Source organism: Actinomycetospora sp. 2LY8.5 (assembly GCF_057180585.1).
Window position 1 is genome coordinate 1 of sequence record NZ_JBXUHE010000039.1, and the last position, 15541, is coordinate 15541.

General features: G+C 72.8%; 17 protein-coding genes. 10 read left to right on the plus strand and 7 right to left on the minus strand.

The genetic code is table 11. The features are described 5' to 3' along the window. Window positions 1-320 precede the first annotated feature (320 nt). Together AC2A1K_RS28785 and AC2A1K_RS28790 are read left to right on the plus strand one after the other, a co-directional pair. Window positions 321-1220 carry an AurF N-oxygenase family protein gene (locus tag AC2A1K_RS28785; RefSeq protein ID WP_483899779.1) on the plus strand — a complete coding sequence of 300 codons (900 nt, stop codon included), beginning with the start codon at window positions 321-323 and terminating at the stop codon, window positions 1218-1220. Window positions 1221-1235: 15 nt separating this feature from the next. Further along, complete coding sequence (locus AC2A1K_RS28790; RefSeq protein ID WP_483899780.1) at window positions 1236-2726, plus strand: FAD-dependent oxidoreductase; 1491 nt, start codon at window positions 1236-1238, stop codon at window positions 2724-2726. Between the two features lie 45 nt (window positions 2727-2771). Here the strand turns inward: AC2A1K_RS28790 and AC2A1K_RS28795 are convergent, their stop codons facing one another. The 3 genes from AC2A1K_RS28795 to AC2A1K_RS28805 are packed head-to-tail and all read right to left on the minus strand — an operon-like array spanning window position 2772 to window position 4452. Continuing rightward, entirely contained in the window at window positions 2772-3323 is a 552-nt protein-coding gene (locus tag AC2A1K_RS28795) for a hypothetical protein (protein ID WP_483899781.1), read from the minus strand. Then, the gene (locus AC2A1K_RS28800) at window positions 3323-3694 is read right to left on the minus strand and encodes a DUF4873 domain-containing protein (RefSeq protein ID WP_483899782.1); all 372 of its coding nucleotides are present in this window, start codon (window positions 3692-3694) and stop codon (window positions 3323-3325) included. Before AC2A1K_RS28800 ends, AC2A1K_RS28795 begins: the two co-directional genes overlap by 1 nt. Continuing rightward, window positions 3691-4452: a TetR/AcrR family transcriptional regulator gene (locus AC2A1K_RS28805; protein ID WP_483899783.1), complete on the minus strand. Its 762-nt coding sequence runs from the start codon at window positions 4450-4452 to the stop codon at window positions 3691-3693. Before AC2A1K_RS28805 ends, AC2A1K_RS28800 begins: the two co-directional genes overlap by 4 nt. A gap of 107 nt (window positions 4453-4559) precedes the next feature. Between AC2A1K_RS28805 and AC2A1K_RS28810 the strand changes: the two genes are divergently transcribed. From AC2A1K_RS28810 to AC2A1K_RS28825, 4 genes are all read left to right on the plus strand, one after another. After that, a complete protein-coding gene (locus AC2A1K_RS28810; RefSeq protein WP_483899784.1) occupies window positions 4560-5510 on the plus strand; it encodes an AurF N-oxygenase family protein in 951 nt (316 codons plus the stop codon). Window positions 5511-5536: 26 nt separating this feature from the next. Continuing rightward, the gene (locus AC2A1K_RS28815; protein WP_483899785.1) at window positions 5537-6514 is read left to right on the plus strand and encodes an alpha/beta fold hydrolase; all 978 of its coding nucleotides are present in this window, start codon (window positions 5537-5539) and stop codon (window positions 6512-6514) included. Continuing rightward, on the plus strand, window positions 6501-8039 hold the full coding sequence (locus tag AC2A1K_RS28820) for a flavin-containing monooxygenase (protein ID WP_483899786.1): 1539 nt from the start codon (window positions 6501-6503) through the stop codon (window positions 8037-8039). Before AC2A1K_RS28815 ends, AC2A1K_RS28820 begins: the two co-directional genes overlap by 14 nt. A gap of 123 nt (window positions 8040-8162) precedes the next feature. After that, entirely contained in the window at window positions 8163-8627 is a 465-nt protein-coding gene (locus AC2A1K_RS28825; RefSeq protein WP_483899787.1) for an NUDIX domain-containing protein, read from the plus strand. Here the strand turns inward: AC2A1K_RS28825 and AC2A1K_RS28830 are convergent. Next, window positions 8605-9483 (minus strand): acyl-CoA thioesterase, encoded by an 879-nt coding sequence (locus AC2A1K_RS28830; RefSeq protein ID WP_483899788.1) that lies wholly within the window; start codon window positions 9481-9483, stop codon window positions 8605-8607. The genes AC2A1K_RS28825 and AC2A1K_RS28830 overlap by 23 nt on opposite strands. Window positions 9484-9919: 436 nt before the next feature. Here AC2A1K_RS28830 and AC2A1K_RS28835 point away from each other — a divergent pair, with 436 nt between their 5' ends. The 4 genes from AC2A1K_RS28835 to AC2A1K_RS28850 all read left to right on the plus strand — a co-directional run bounded on the left by AC2A1K_RS28835 (window position 9920) and on the right by AC2A1K_RS28850 (window position 11963). After that, on the plus strand, window positions 9920-10222 hold the full coding sequence (locus tag AC2A1K_RS28835; RefSeq protein ID WP_483899789.1) for a hypothetical protein: 303 nt from the start codon (window positions 9920-9922) through the stop codon (window positions 10220-10222). Window positions 10223-10373: 151 nt separating this feature from the next. Continuing rightward, complete coding sequence (locus AC2A1K_RS28840; RefSeq protein WP_483899790.1) at window positions 10374-10781, plus strand: hypothetical protein; 408 nt, start codon at window positions 10374-10376, stop codon at window positions 10779-10781. A gap of 288 nt (window positions 10782-11069) precedes the next feature. Then, complete coding sequence (locus tag AC2A1K_RS28845) at window positions 11070-11456, plus strand: hypothetical protein (protein WP_483899791.1); 387 nt, start codon at window positions 11070-11072, stop codon at window positions 11454-11456. Between the two features lie 210 nt (window positions 11457-11666). Further along, entirely contained in the window at window positions 11667-11963 is a 297-nt protein-coding gene (locus AC2A1K_RS28850; RefSeq protein WP_483899792.1) for a hypothetical protein, read from the plus strand. Between the two features lie 80 nt (window positions 11964-12043). Here the strand turns inward: AC2A1K_RS28850 and AC2A1K_RS28855 are convergent, their stop codons facing one another. The 3 genes from AC2A1K_RS28855 to AC2A1K_RS28865 all read right to left on the minus strand — a co-directional run bounded on the left by AC2A1K_RS28855 (window position 12044) and on the right by AC2A1K_RS28865 (window position 15343). After that, window positions 12044-13996, minus strand: coding sequence for an MFS transporter (locus AC2A1K_RS28855; RefSeq protein ID WP_483899793.1), 1953 nt, complete (start codon window positions 13994-13996; stop codon window positions 12044-12046). Window positions 13997-14097: 101 nt separating this feature from the next. After that, entirely contained in the window at window positions 14098-14547 is a 450-nt protein-coding gene (locus AC2A1K_RS28860; protein ID WP_483899794.1) for a MarR family winged helix-turn-helix transcriptional regulator, read from the minus strand. 70 nt (window positions 14548-14617) lie between these two features. Further along, window positions 14618-15343 carry a hypothetical protein gene (locus AC2A1K_RS28865; RefSeq protein WP_483899795.1) on the minus strand — a complete coding sequence of 242 codons (726 nt, stop codon included), beginning with the start codon at window positions 15341-15343 and terminating at the stop codon, window positions 14618-14620. Between the last annotated feature and the right edge of the window lie 198 nt (window positions 15344-15541).

Sequence of the window (15541 nt, forward strand, 5' to 3'; positions counted from 1 at the left end):
CCTGGCTGCGCGAGCGCTGCCCCGACCTCGTCGACCAGGCCGGCTGGCAGGCCATCGACGCCCACGAGCGCGGCCGTGGCGAGCCCGACGGCCGACCCCGCGTCAAGGTCGTCGACCGCGACGAGCTCCTCAAGCTCTCCCGCCCGTAGACATGTGCGCGGAGTTCCCGGCGACAGCCGGGAACTCCGCTCACACGGGTCGCGTGACAGCCGCCTCCGTGACCGCAGCCACACCCGGTTCCGGCCGGACATGCTGTTACCGCTACCTTGGGTATCGCATACTACAGGTAACAGTGACCCGAGGTCCGGCCAGGAGGAATCATGACGACCGCGGAGCAGAGCACGACGCACCGGGCGGACGTCGCGAATCGGCTGCTCGACTCGTCCGACCAGCTCTCGTACGACCCGCTGCGCGAGGTCGACTGGGACGGCGAGGTCGACCCGCGCCACCACGGCACCTCGCCGGAGTGGAGCACCCTCTTCGGCACCGCCTACTGGGACGAGATGACCGAGGAGCAGCGCGCGGCCCTGACCCGCCAGGAGGCGGCGTCGGTCGCGAGCACCGGCATCTGGTTCGAGATGATCCTCCAGCAGATGATGATCCGGGACTTCTACGCGAAGGACCCGACCGATCCGGCCTTCCAGTGGGCGCTCACCGAGATCGCCGACGAGTGCCGGCACTCGATCATGTTCGCGCGCGGCGCCAAGAAGCTCGGGGCGCCCGCGTACCGGCCGCCGCGCCACGTCATCGAGGGCGGGCGCGTCTTCAAGACCCTCGCGAAGGGCGAGGCCGCCTACGCCGCGATCCTCGTGGCGGAGGAGGTTCTCGACGTCATGCAGCGCGACTGGATGCGTGACGAGCGCGTCGCCCCGTTCGCGCGCACGATCAACAACATCCACGTGGTGGAAGAGGCGCGGCACATGCGCTTCGCCCGCGAGGAGACCCTCGAGCGCCTGCAGGGCGCGAGCGCCGCGCGCCGGCAGTTCAACGCCCTCGTCGTCGCCTTCGCCGGGTACTTCATCGTCACGAGCATGTGGAGCGGCAAGGTCTACGAGAACGCGGGCCTCGACCCGAAGCGCGCCCGGCGCGAGGCGCGGCGCAACCAGAACCATCGGGCTCTGCTGCGCTCGAGCTGCGCCGGGCTCATGGAGTTCCTCGACTCCGCCGGGCTGCTGACCCGCCCGGCCAAGGCGCTCTACCGCGCCGCGCACGTCCTGTAGAGGGCGCGGGCCGCCATGCCCTACGCGATCACCCAGCTGTGCTGCACCGACGCCTCGTGCGTGGCGGCCTGCCCGGTCAACTGCATCCACCCGACGCCCGACGAGCCCGACTTCGGGACGACGGACATGCTCTACGTCGACCCGCGGACGTGCATCGACTGCGGGGCGTGCGCGGAGGCGTGCCCGGTCGACGCCGTGTTCCCGGTCGAGGAGCTCACCGGCCCGCTCGCCGACTACCCGGCGATCAACGCCGAGCACTTCGCCGGCACCGAGCCCGCCGCGCCCGACGAGGGCTCACCGTTGTTCCACGATTGGGGCCCGGTGCGGTTCGACCGGGTCCTGCCGGCTGACTTCCCGCGCCTCGACGTCGCGGTGGTCGGCAGCGGGCCCGCCGGGATGTACACGGTGCAGGACCTGCTGCTGCACACCACGGCGCGGGTGACGCTCTACGACCGGCTCCCGGTCACCGGGGGCCTGGTGCAGTTCGGTGTCGCGCCCGACCATCTCGACACCAAGCGCATCGGTGAATCCTTCGGCCGCTACCTCGATCACCACCGCCTGCGGCTGCGCCTCGGCACCGAGGTCGGCCGCGACGTGGACGCCGACGAGCTGGCGGCGCGTCACGACGCCGTCGTCTACGCGGTGGGGGCGCCGACCTCGCGCCCGCTGGACGTGCACGGCGAGGAGCTCGAGGGGCACCTGCCCTCGACCACCGTGGTCGGTTGGTACAACGGTCACCCCGAGATCGCCGCCGACGCCGTGCCGACGGACGCCGAGCGCGCCGTGATCGTCGGGACCGGCAACGTCGCGCTCGATATCGCCCGCATCCTCGCCGCCGACCCGGACCGCCTGGTCGGGTCGGCGATAGCCCCCGGCGCGCTGGCGCGCCTGCGGGCGAGCCGGCTGCGCGAGGTGACGCTGCTGGGGCGGCGAGGTCCGGAGCACGCCGCGTGGACGCGTGGCGAGCTGCTCGCGCTGCTGCGTCGCGACGACCTCGAGGTCGTCGTCGACGACCGCGACCCGCGCGTGGCCGAGACGATCGACGCGGCGGCGCCCGCCGACCACGCCGCGCTGCTCTGCGACGTGCCACGGCTCTCCGAGGTCCCCGAGATCCCCGAGGCCGGTGGCCGGCGTCGCGTCGTGCTCCGCTTCCACGCGCCGGTCGAGGCCCTGCTGGGCGACGACCGCGTGGCGGGGGTGCGCGCCGGCGGGACCGACCTGCCCGCCGGGCTCGTGGTGCGCGCCATCGGCCACCGCGGGCGACCGACACCCGGCCTGCCGTTCGACGAGGGCACCGGCACGATCCCGAACGACGCCGGGCGGGTGGACGGGCACCCGGGCACCTACGTCGTCGGCTGGATCAAGCGCGGTCCCGGCGGCGGCATCGGCCGCAACCGTCGGGACGCCGCCGAGACCGTGGGGTCGCTGATCGAGGACGGCAAGGACCACGTCATCGGCGCCCGACCCCGCGGCAGGCGCTTCCTCCGCCGCCTGACCCGCATGTGAGCACTTTCCGGGCCTATAGGCCCGGAAAGTGCTCACATAGGACGATCAGGCCACCGCGATCCGGCACTCGGCGGCGGCCTCGGGCGTCGCGAGCACCGCCGAGACGTAGACGCCGACGTGGTGCCGGATCTCCGCGTCGAGGTCGCCGAGGCGGCGCAGGAACACCCCGCCGACACCGCGGGTGCGGATGTCCGCGTCGATGTCCCCAGGCCGCACGGGGTCGACGTCGATCTCCACAGCGCCCGCCGCCGCGCGCCCGGCGAGCCCGACGCGCACCTGGAGGTCGACCTCCGCCGGGATCCGCCGGGTCCCGATCTCGACCACGACGTCGAGGGCCACCGGGATGCACACGACGACGCGGGTCACGCCGTCGCGCCAGGCCCGCAGCTTGCCGACCGAGCCGGTCGCCGACGCCGTCGCCATGTCGTGCGGCCCCGCCGGGACCGGGCCGAACGTCACCGTCGGGCCGATCAGCCCGGCGATGACGTCGACCGCGCGCCGGGGAGTGGCGACCGACAGCACCGTGTCGAGGTCGAGCCCGTGCGCCGCCGCCTCACGCTCGGCGATCTCACGCCCCTCCTCGCCGAGGGCCGCCATCACCCGGCCGTCTCGAGCTCGCCCGCGGACTCCACCGCGAACGGCGGCGTCGACGTCCCCGCGAGCCGGTAGCGGCCCCACGGGTCGACGTCGGAGAGCTCGCCGTCGGCCGCGCCGACCGGGGTCGTGACGCGCGCCGGGCGCTTCTTCCCGCCCAGCGCGGCGTGCAGCTCGTCGTGCACCGCGACGCGCCCGTACCAGTGGTACCGGCCGTCGAGGGGCTCGAAGTGCCCGACGAGGGTGACCTCGACGGCGTACTCGGCGTCGTCGACCGCCAAGGTCGCCGGGCCCGTGTAGCCGTCCTCGTCGTGCTCCCGATCGTGGGAGCTGTCATGGGTGCCGTCGTGCTCGGGTGCTGCCGCTGGCGTCATCGCTCCGGGCTCCTCACTGCTCGATCGGTACTCGACCTGCTGTCCCCCGCTCGCAGCTGGACCACCTTGTTGATCTCGAGCGGGACGTTGGGATCGATCGTGACGCCCTGCTGGCGGGCGAAGCCGTCGATGGCCGCCCAGACCAGCATCGTCAGGTACTCGGTGACGCTCTCCCGGCTCATCGACTGCCGCTCGAGCCACCACTCCGCGGTGTTCTGGACGAAGCCGACGACGCCGTAGGCCCACGGCTCGGCGGGCCCGGAGTCGAGCCCGAAGGCGCGCAGGTAGTCGCCGAGCATCGCCGACAGCGCGGTCGCGATGATCTCCTTGTCCTCGCGCACGACGTCCGGGCCGCGGCCGTCGATCGGGGTGTGGCGGGCGAGGACCCAGTACAGGTTGGGGTAGTCGTCCAGCGTCCCGAAGAAGGCGTCGATCGACTTGCGGATGCGAGGGAGCGGCGCCTCCTCGCTGTTCAGCGCCGGGATCAGCCGGTCGAGGAGGATCTCCGTCGCCCGCTCACCCATCGCCTCGACGAGGTCGGCCTTGTCGGAGAAGTGCCGGTAGAGCACCGGCTTGGTGACGCCGGCCTCGACTGCGACCTGCTCGATCCCGAAGTCCGGCCCGACGTCGGCGAGCACGCGCATCGCGGCCTCGACGAACTCCGCGCGACGCTGCGCCCGGTGCTTCTCCCAGCGCGTGCGACGCCCGTCACGCGAGGGGGCGTTCCCGGGGCGGTTCGGCTTGACATCGTCCGGCACAGGTCCGCACGCTACCACTGGTTACAGTTACCAACGGTAAGACGTACACCAGGTGCGGGTTACCGGATGTTCGGGCCAGACACCGGCGATCGGGAGGACACCCAGCCATGAGCGCGCCCACGGCGGAGAAGACCGGCCCGCGAGACGACGGGCAGCAGAGCTCGACCCCGAAGGCCGACCGCCACGCGACGGCCGAGCGTCTCCTCAAGTCGTCCGCGAAGAAGTCCTACGACCCGTCCGTCGACATCGACTGGGACGCCCCCCTGCCCGCGGACAAGATCTGGATGCCGGAGCACCGGGTGTCGCTCTACGGCACCGAGCTCTGGGAGCGGATGACACCCGAGCAGCGCGTCGAGCTCGGCAAGCACGAGGCGTGCAGCGTCGCCTCGGTCGGCCTGTGGTTCGAGGTGCTGCTCATGCAGCGCCTGCTCAAGGACTTCTACGCCGAGGACCCGACGACGCCGCGGGCGCAGTTCGCGCTCACCGAGGTCGCCGACGAGTGCCGGCACTCGCAGATGTTCGCGCGCATGGTCCACACCGCGGGCGTCGAGCCGTACGGGCCGCAAGAGAAAATCCGCCAGCTCGGCAAGCTGTTCTCGCTGGTCAGCTGGGGACCTGCGGCCTACGGCGCGATCCTCGTCGCCGAGGAGGTGCTCGACCGCCTCCAGCGCGAGCAGGCCGGAGACGACCGCATCCAGCCGCTGATGCGCCAGGTCAACCGCATCCACATCATGGAGGAGGCGCGTCACGTCTCCTTCGCCCGCGACGAGGTCACCCGCGGGATGGCGACCCTCTCGCGCGCCGAGAAGGCCTACCAGCGCTTCATCATCGCCTACATCTCGATGTTCGTGGTCCGCAGCCTGATCAATCCGAAGGTCTACGAGGCGGTCGGCATCGACCCCGCCGTGGGCCGGCGCGCCGCACTGGGCAACCCCCATCACCGGGAGATGATCCGCTGGGCCGGGGAGAAGATCATGCCGTTCCTCGACGAGGCCGGACTCGTCGGTCGTCCGGGCATGACCTGGTGGCGCCGGTCGTTCCTCCTCGGGGACGACTGAGGGACCGGGACGAGAGGAGCACGGCGGTGTCGGAGAAGGTCGACCGGTTCATCACCCCCGACGGCACGCGGTTACGTGTCGCCGAGTCCGGTGATGCTCCCGGACCGACCCTCGTGCTGGTGCACGGGTGGTCACAGGACCTGCGGACCTGGGACCGGGTGCTCGACGACCTGCGCCGCGCAGGCGTGACGTCACGTGTGATCCGGTACGACCACCGCGGCCACGGCGGCTCGGACAACGCCCCCGAGGGCACGGCGACCATCGGCACCGCCGCCGACGACCTCGCGGCGCTCCTGCGCGAGCGCGTCCCGGACGGCCCGATCGTGCTCGCCGGCCACTCCATGGGCGGCATGTCGATCATGGCGCTGGCTGAGCGCCACCCCGCGCTGGTCGCCGAGCGCATCGCCGGGGTCGCGTTCGTCGCCACGGCGAGCGACGACATGGACCGCCTCGACCTCGGCCTGCCGGGGCGGCGCGGACGGCTCGTCGCGCGCGGCGAGCACGTGCTCATCCCGCTGACCGCCCGACTCGGCCACCGCGCGCCGGCCGGGGAGATCGGCGACGTCGGACGTGCCGGGCATGCCCGCCCCCGTGCCCGCGCCACCGCGATCTCCGGCGTGGTGCGCGCGCTCGTCTTCGGTCGCCGGCCCCGGCGCGCCGACGTCCTCTCGGTCGCCGAGCAGGCGCTGGCCGCGCACCCGCCGAGCGTCGCGGCGTTCCGTCTGTCGATCGGCGAGCACCGGCGCCGCGAGTCCCTCGCCGCACTGCGGGGGACGCCGACCGTCGTCCTCGTCGGCGACCACGACCGGCTCTGCCCGCAGCGCCACGCGCGCGCGATCGCGTCGTCGCTGCCCGACGCGCGGATCGTGCTGCTGCCCGGGGCCGGCCACATGATCAACCTGGAGCGTGCGGACGAGGTCGCCGCGCACGTCGGGGGACTGCTCGCCGTGCCCGCGACCCTCACCGACGTGATCCCGCAGGAGGCCGCCCGTGTCGGGGCATGAACGGGTGCACGAGGTCGTCGTCGTCGGCTCCGGCTTCGCCGGGCTCGGGCAGCTCCTGGCTCTACGGAAAGCCGGGATCACCGACGTCGTGCTGCTCGAGAAGGCCGAGTCGCTCGGCGGCACCTGGCGCGACAACACCTATCCCGGCTGCGCGTGCGACATCCCGTCGCACATGTACTCGCTCTCCACCGATCCCAACCCGGACTGGTCGCGGTCGTACTCACCGCAGCCGGAGATCCGGGACTACCTCGAGCGGGTCGCCGACGACCACGACCTGCGCGGGCACCTGCGCTTCGGCCAGGAGATGACCGGCGCGACGTGGGACGAGGAGCGCCGCACCTGGACCGTGCACACCCGCGCCGGGCGCGACTGGACCGCGCGGTTCCTCGTCTCCGGGGTCGGCGCGTTGCACCTGCCGAAGACCCCCGACCTGCCCGGCGCCGCGTCGTTCGCGGGGCCGTCGTTCCACTCCGCGCGGTGGGACCACGACGTCGACCTGCGCGGCAAGAAGGTCGCGGTGATCGGCACCGGGGCCAGCGCCATCCAGTTCGTCCCGCAGATCGCCGGGGTCGCCGCCGAGGTCCAGCTCTACCAGCGCACGCCGGCGTGGGTGCTGCCGAAGGGCGACAAGCCGCTGTCGTCGCGGCGCCGCGAGTTCCTCGCCCGGCACCCGAGGGCGCACCGCGCCTACCGGGCGGCGGTGTACGCCGCACTCGAGTCGCGGGCGGTCGGCTTCAACACCAACCCCGCGCTGCTCAAGCCGGTCGAGTGGCTGGCGACCCAGCACATCAAGGCCTCGATCGACGATCCCGACCTCGTCGCCAAGCTGACGCCCGACTACTCGATCGGCTGCAAGCGCATCCTCGTCTCCAACGACTACTACCCGGCGCTCGCGCGGCCCGACGTCGACGTCATCACCGGCGGCGTGCACGAGGTGCGCGGCGCGTCGATCGTGGACGGCGACGGGGTGGAGCGGGACGCCGACGTGATGATCTACGGCACCGGGTTCCACGTCACCGACGCGTTCGACGGTCTCGAGATCACCGGTCGCGGTGGGCGGACGCTGCGCGAGACCTGGGCCGCCGAGGGCATGGCGACGCACCTGGGGATCACGGTCACCGACTTCCCCAACCTGTTCTTCCTGCTCGGTCCCAACACGGGGCTCGGGCACAACTCGGTGGTGTTCATGATCGAGTGCCAGACGCGCTACGTCGCGCAGGCGATCTCGACGGTGCACGCCACCGGGATGGGCGGGCTGGACGTGCGCGCCGCGGTGCAGCAGCGCTCCAACACCGCGGTGCAGCGCCGCCTGGACAAGGGCATCTGGACGCGGGGCGGGTGCACGAGCTGGTACCTGGACGCGGCAGGCGTGAACCGGACGATCTGGCCGGGGTTCACGGTGCGGTACTGGTGGGAGACGCGGCACTTCGACCCGACCGACTTCGAGTTCTTCGGACGCGCGGCCGACGCGGCCGACGCGACCCCTCCCCTCGCAGCGGAACCCGTCCCCGTGCCCGTGGCCTGACAGGCGCGTCGGCGCGCCGTGCACCCCGTTCTCGGCGTGTCGTGCCGCGAGCGTGTGGCGATCCTGGCGTCAGAGGCCAGCGATGCCGCATCGCTCGCACCGAGGCCCCTAGAGTCTCGAGGCGTGCCGTACCCGCCGCCCGGTGCCGCCCGTCCGCTGGTCGCCGCCGGGGCGGTGTTCCGCGACGACGGCGGGCGGGTGCTGCTCGTGCACCCCGTCTACAAGCCGGGCTGGGACGTGCCGGGCGGGGTCGTCGAGGCCGGCGAGTCGCCGGCCGTCGCGTGCCGCCGCGAGATCGCCGAGGAACTCGGGCTGGACCGGCTCCCGGGGCCACTGCTCTCGGTGGACTGGACCCACGGCGACGGCTGGGACAAGCTCCTGTTCCTCTTCGACGGCGGCCGTCTCGGCGACGACGAGCGTCTCATCGTCCTGCAGGCCGACGAGCTCGACCGCTGGGCCTGGGTCGCGACGGGCGATCTCGCCGACTTCCTGCCCCCGCCGCTCGCCCGGCGCGTCGGCAGCACGGCCGCCGGCGACGGGCCGTACCTGGAGCACGGACTCGCGGTCAGCCCCGACCTTGCCGGATGAGCCCCTCCTGCGCCACGGACGCGACGAGCACCCCGTCCTGTGTGTAGAAGCGCCCGCTCGCGAACCCGCGCCCGGCGCCGGCGCTGGGCGACTTCTGCACGTAGAGCAGCCACTCGTCGGCGCGGAACGGGCGATGGAACCAGACGGCGTGGTCGAGGCTCGCGAGCCTGACCTCCTCGGACGCCGCGCCGTCGACCACGTGCGGGAACACCGCCGCCTCGAGCAGGGTCAGGTCGCTGGCGTAGGTGAGGACGCAGACGTGCAGCAGCCGCCCGGCCGCCGACGACGGGTCGGGGAGCTCGCCGTCGGCGCGAACCCAGACGCGGTTGCACGGGTCGCGGTCCTCGGTCTCGTCCCAGGGCGAGTGGTCGACGTAGCGGATGTCCAGTGGCCAGGTCAGGCGACGACCCGTGGTGGTGTGCGCCGGCCGGTCCCCCGGGATCGGGGCCATGTCGCGGCGCTGGAACCCGTCCGGTCCGGGCGTCGCGGGCATCGGCGCCTGGTGCTCGACGCCCTCCTCCGCGCGCTGGAACGACGCCGACATCGTGAAGATCGTTTCGCCGTGCTGGACGGCCGTGACGCGCCGCGTGGTGAAGGAACGCCCGTCGCGGGTGCGGTCGACCTCGTAGACGATGGGGGCGAACGGGTCGCCGGGCCGCAGGAAGTACCCGTGGAGCGAGTGCACGTCGCGGTCCTCGTCGACGGTGCGCCCCGCGGCCACCATCGCCTGCCCGGCCACCTGGCCCCCGAACACGCGCAGCAGCGACTCCCTGGGGCTCCGACCTCGGAAGATGTCGCGCTCGATGCGCTCGAGGTCGAGTACGTCGTCGACGAGCTCCCGCAGCGCCTGACCCACGTCACCCTCCCCCTCCGGCCCGGAACCGGGACATCGTCGCGCACCGCGGACCCCGCCCGTGCACGGGAGCGCGGCCGCCACTCACGAGCGTGGTGCTCGCGACATCGCGACCCCCGAACGAGGGGCGTGATCGGATCACACCTCGACGCGCCGAACATTCACTACGCCGTTCGGGTCCCGTAACCCCCTCTTTCGGGGTGCAGCGCGGTGGACCGAGTCGGCCTCCGTGACGACCGAGAGTCACTGATTCCGACCGCTCCGATTCCCTGCGTAACCGCCCTGTGACCCCCTCGTTGAGAATCGTGATGTCGCCCCGGGACCGATCCGGTCCGAGCGGTGACATCTCGAGGACACGCCGTCCGCGTCCTTGCCCGCCGTGGCGGGCGGACCCATCCGGCGGTCCCGCTCCCCCGACGAAGCTCTTCGAGGAGTTCATGTGATCAAGAAGTTTGGCGTCGTGACGGTCGGCGTGGCCGCCGGCCTCATGGTTGCCGCGCCGTTCGCATCCGCCACCGAGGGTGGCCACGACAGTGACCACAAGAGCTCGGGCTCCTGCAACGTGACCGGCGGCAGCTCCGAGGCGAACGGCGGCATCGACGGCGACTCGTTCGCCGGCAACGTCCTCGCCCAGGTCCCGGTGGGCGGTGCCAACGCCGCCAACATCGTCTGCAACGACATCCTCAACGACAACCTGAGCGACAACGACGTCGACGTCGACGTGGCCAGCGGCCTGCTGTAGCGGCCCGTCCGAGGCGACACGCCGCGACCGGCCGTGCCGGTACCGACGTGACCGTGGGCCCCCGCCGAGGCGGCTCACCCTTTCGGCGGTCGGGCCCGAAGTGCTCTCCCGCCTGTTCGATCACCACGCGACATCGTCCCCAGGGGGAACAGTGTTCAAGAAGCTCGGGATGGTCACGGTCGGCGTCACCGCGGGTCTCCTCGCGGCGGCTCCGCTCGCGTCGGCCGGCGAGGCCCCGCACGACGGCGGTCATTCGCACAGCCACGGCGACCACGACGGCCACAAGAAGAAGCACCACGGCAGCTCGGACTGCAACGTGACCGGCGGCTCGGCCGAGGCCAACGGCGGGATCAGCGGCGACGCGGTGCTGGGCAACGCGCTCGCCCAGCTACCGCTCGGCGGGGCCAACGTCGCCAACATCGTCTGCAACGACATCCTCAACGACAACCTGAGCGGCAACAACGTGTCGGTCAGCGTTCTCGGGAGCGACGACGAGACCCCCGTCACCATCGACGACGAGGACATCGACGAGGACGGCACCGCCGACGCGGCTGCCTGATCGACCCTTGCTCCACCCGACGAGAGCCCGGCCATCCGATCGGTGGCCGGGCTCTCGTCTATCGGCGGTACGGAGACCACCGGCCTGCGTCCGAAGGTGGCCGGGTCCCGGGCGACCGCTGCTCCATGTCGGGCCGTACCCGGACGTGGCGCCCGCCGCCCGTTCGGGGGCTCCAGCGCCGACCGGAGTACCACGCCCATGACGGCTTCGTTGAGTGGTGCGGGCGTGGCCGCGCTGTTCGTTGTCCTTCGGTCCACGCCGCTCCCCGACAGACCATCAGGAGTTCTCGTGTTCAAGAAGCTGGGCGTCGTCACCGTCGGCGTCACCGCCGGCCTGCTGGCCGCCGCACCGTTCGCGTCCGCCCACGAGTCGGGCCACGACCACCACGGCAAGCACCACGGCAGCTCGGACTGCAACGTGACCGGCGGATCGGCCGAGGCCGACGGCGGGATCAGCGGCGACGCGGTGCTGGGCGACGTGCTCGCCCAGGCGCCGGTCGGCGGGGCCAACGCCGCCAACATCGTCTGCAACGACATCCTCAACGGGAACCTCAGTGGCAATAACGTCGCCGTGAGCGTGCTCGGCGAGGAGGCGGCCATCCCGACCCCGGATGTCGCGGTCCCCGAGACCCCCGAGGCCGAGACCCCCGAGGCCGAGAGCTCGCTCCCGATCTGAGGCTCCCCACCACGGACGACGGCCCGGCCATCCTTCGGTGGCCGGGCCGACGTGTTCCTCAGGACGACCGACCTGTCGTCCCCCTTTCGGGGCCGAAACCACCCCTGAGGTCACGAGCACATCACAGACTCGTTGACCTGTCCGAGGCGTCGCGCTCCTCAGCCGTTCGGCCGCCGGCGCCTGATCCCCCGACCATCACAGGGAGTTCTCGTGCTGAAGAAACTGGGCGTCGTCACCGTCGGCGTCACCGCCGGCCTGCTGGCCGCTGCACCGTTCGCGTCCGCCGAGTCGCATGTCGACGAGAACAACAACGTCACGTCCGAGGGCAGCAACGTCGGCGTCGACGCCGGCAACGTCATCGGCCAGGGCAACGGCCAGGGCAACACGTTCAACGGCGAGGAGCTGCCCGGCCTGCCGGACGCCCCCGCGCTGCCGCAGCTGCCCGCGGTGTCCGACTTCCTTCCCGAGCTGCCGAGCCAGTTCGAGATTCCGGGCGTTCCCGCCTGACGCCGCACCCACGACGAACGGGCCCGGTCCACCCCTCGCGGTGGGCCGGGCCCGTTCGTGTGTCCGGGGGTTCAGCGGGGTCAGCGCCCGACGGGCTCCGGGGCGCCGGTCGCGGTCAGCACGACGTCGTGCACGACCTCACCGTCCAGCGCCACCGGGACGACCGTGGGCTCGGCGTGACCGTGGGCGTCGTCGCGGCCCCGCGCGAGCAGCAGGCCCGCGCCGGAACGCACGCGCCCCACGTCGAGCCGGTAGCTCCCGTCGACGCCGGCCTCGGCGCGAGCGAGCTGGTGCCCGTCGGGGTCGATGAGGGTGACGACGGCGCGCCGCGGCCGCCCCTCGCCGTCCCGCACCTGCCCCCGCACCGAGGCTCCCGAAGTGTCAGCGGCGTGGCGCCGCTGACGTTGAGTGTCCGTATCGCCACGTCGATCACCGGCGCCGTCGGGCACGACGAGGATCGGACAGGGGCCCTCGGTCCAGAGCGCACGGTCGGCGCTCGGCGAGGCCAGGCCGGCGAGCGCACCACCCCGCGGGCGTCCCACCACGACCACACGGGCGTCGAGGCGCCGGGCCGCCGCCACGAGCTCGCTGCCCACGTCGTCGTGGCTCCCGGCCGGCGCGAGGGTCTCGGTCGTCACCGACGCCTCCGCACCGAGCGCCTCGCGCGCCGCGGCCGCCGACCGGTCGAGACCCAGCCCGGCGTCGGCGTCGGAGGCGGCCGCCGCGTCGACGACCGCGCTCTCGGGCACGTGCACCACGACCAGCGGGGCGTCGAGCAGCCTCGCCAACCGCCCGCCGGCGGCCGCGACCGCCGGGGCGTGCGGCGCGGCGTCCACCGCGACGAGGACCGGGCGGGCGACCGGCTCGTCCGGCTCCGACGACGACGACGCCACCGACGAGACCTCGACCTCACCCGTCTCCACCCGCCTCAGCAGCCGGTGGGCGGTCGCGAGGACGAGGATGCCGACGGCCACCACGACCGCGCCGACCCAGAACGGCGTGTCCGGCAGGAACGCCTCGGCGAGCAGGCCCGCGATCCACGGGGCGAGCCCGCCACCCAGGAACCGCACGAAGCTGTAGGACGCCGACGCGACCGGCCTCTCGACCGGCGCCACGGACATGACGGCCTGCGTGACCAGGGTGTTGTTCAGCCCGATCATCGCGCCGGCGACGATCACGGCGCCGATGACGACGCCGGGGGTGTCGTTCCAGAAGGCGATGACGGCCAGGTCGACCGCGAGCAGCCCGAGCACGAAGTACAGCACCCGGACCGTGCCGAACCGCCGCTCGAGCGCCGGCGCGACGAACACCGCGAAGATCGCGACGAGCACGCCCCACGCGGTGAACACGGCGCCGAGCTGGAGCTCGTCGAGCCCGCCCATCGAGTACGGCGAGTACGCGAGCAGCGTGAAGAAGCCCCAGTTGTAGGCGAAGGCGGTCAGCGCGATCGTCGCGAGGCTGCGGTGGCGCAGCGCCTTGATCGGGTCGAGCAGGCTGATCTTCTTCGCGGGCTTCGGTGTCTTGTCGAGCAGGACCAGCGTCGCGATCAGGGCGATCGCCATGAGCACGGCGACGCCGAAGAACGGGGCACGCCAGCTCACCGAGCCGAGCAGGCCGCCGACCAGCGGCCCGAGCGCGATCCCGACGCCCAGTGCGGTCTCGTAGAGGATGATCGCGCCCGCGAAGCCGCCGCTGGCCGACGCGACGATCACCGCCAGCGAGGTCGCGATGAACAGCGCGTTCCCCAGCCCCCAGCCGGCCCGGAAGCCGACGATCTCGCCGATCGATCCGGACGCCCCCGCGAGGGCCGCGAACACGACGATGATCGTCAGCCCGGTGAGCAGCGTGGCCTTCGCGCCGATGCGGCTGGAGACCCACCCGGTCACGAGCATCATGACCGCGGTGATCAGCAGGTAGCTGGTGAACAGCAGCGAGACCTGGGCCGGCGACGCCTGCAGCTGCGTGGCCAGGGCGGGCAGGATCGGATCGACCAACCCGATGCCCATGAAGCTGATGACGCAGGCGAACGCCACCGCCCAGACGGCCTTCGGCTGACGGAACGGGCTCGCCGGAGCGCTGCCGTGTGGTCCCGCTCGCCTGTCGGCGCGCTCCGTTGGACGCTTCGTGTCCGTACTCACGACTCTCCTCGAGAGGGGTCGACAGGGGTCAGGGTCAGGCGGGCCAGGGCACCGGCGGCGGCCTCGACCGCCTCCCGGTCCTCCGGGCCGAGGTGGTCGAGGAGCGCGGCGAGCCGCGTGGCCCGCCGGGTCCGGCGGCTCAGGAGCACGTCGCGACCCGCGTCGGTCAGCGTGACGATCACGGCACGCCGGTCGGTGGGATCGTCGCCGCGGGTGGCGAAACCGTCGCGCTCGAGGCGCGTGACCAGCGCGGTCATACTCGGTTGCGTGACGCCCTCGCTCGCCGCGAGGTCGGAGAGCCGCTGCGGTCCGCTCCGATCGAGGGTGGCGAGCGTCGACGCCGTGGTCAGGCTCAGCTCACGGTCGGCGGTGGAGCGGATCGCCCACGCCGCGAAGGCGTCGAGGGCGGCCGCGGTCGCCAGGCGCGTGTCGGGCCGTGCGGTCACCAGACCGTTGTATCACCTAACTATATTTCCGGTCGATGTGGTGACCGCCGCAGGCCCGCGGTGGGCGTCGTCAGTCGAAGGAGAGCACGCTCGGGGACGACTCACCGAACGAGAGCAGGGACGTCGTCCCCGAGACGGTGTCGGACAGGCCACCGACGACTCCGCCGAGCAGGCCCCCGTTCGCGCCGCCGGAGCCACCCGAGCTCCCGGATCCTCCGGGCTCGCCCGAGCCGCCGGAGCCCCCGCCGCCGCCGCTGTCGGCGCTCCCGCCGCCGCTGTCGGTGCTCCCGCCGCCACCGCCGGTGCTCCCGCCGCCGCTGCCGGTGCTCCCGCCGCCACCGCCGGCGGAGTTGCCGCCGTAGGAACCGCCGTCCGAGGACGACGTGCCGGTCGCCCGAGCGGTCGTGCCACGCGCGGGGGCGTCGTCGTCGGCGCTCGCCCGGGTAGCGCGACGGGTCGGCGCGGTGTCGCCCCCGCCGGAACGGGCGGTGCCGATCGTGCCGCCGGAGGTGTCCCGGTCGGCCGTGACGGAGCCACCGGTCGAGGCGAGGTCGAGCACCTGGGCCGGGGCCGGAGCGACGCCGGGCCCGAGCGGCCGGGAGGCCGGCGCTGCCGCGGCGAACCCGCCGCCGAAGCTGCCGGCACCGACGTTCGGGGGCTCCAGGGGCGCGTCGGAGCTGACGGGGCTCAACACCACGGACCCGATGCCGATGGCGCCGACGGTGGCGACCAGCGGGAGCGCCCCGAGCGCGACCCGAGCGCGCCGTGAGGACGCCGCCATCTGGTGCCTGCCCATGCGGTGGCTCTCCGTCCGTTCGTCCGGCCAGGTGGTCCGGTTCGGGAAGGCACCACCGATCGGGTGAGCAGCCCTCCGGAACGCTCAACGGTCGTGACGACGGGAGGTTACGGACATCGGCCATCCGAGCTTGAGTCCATCGATGAGGTGAACGTGGGATCGTCCGGCCGTAGCGCGGTCAGGTGGCCGCGCCGACCG

Bases quoted from the DNA above. Each gene is read 5' to 3' on its own strand.
- AC2A1K_RS28790 (WP_483899780.1), top strand. From the start codon at position 1,236: ATGCCCTACGCGATCACCCAGCTGTGCTGCACCGACGCCTCGTGCGTG.
- AC2A1K_RS28800 (WP_483899782.1), bottom strand. From the start codon at position 3,694: ATGACGCCAGCGGCAGCACCCGAGCACGACGGCACCCATGACAGCTCC.
- AC2A1K_RS28865 (WP_483899795.1), bottom strand. From the start codon at position 15,343: ATGGGCAGGCACCAGATGGCGGCGTCCTCACGGCGCGCTCGGGTCGCG.
- AC2A1K_RS28795 (WP_483899781.1), bottom strand. From the start codon at position 3,323: ATGGCGGCCCTCGGCGAGGAGGGGCGTGAGATCGCCGAGCGTGAGGCG.
- AC2A1K_RS28810 (WP_483899784.1), top strand. From the start codon at position 4,560: ATGAGCGCGCCCACGGCGGAGAAGACCGGCCCGCGAGACGACGGGCAG.
- AC2A1K_RS28785 (WP_483899779.1), top strand. From the start codon at position 321: ATGACGACCGCGGAGCAGAGCACGACGCACCGGGCGGACGTCGCGAAT.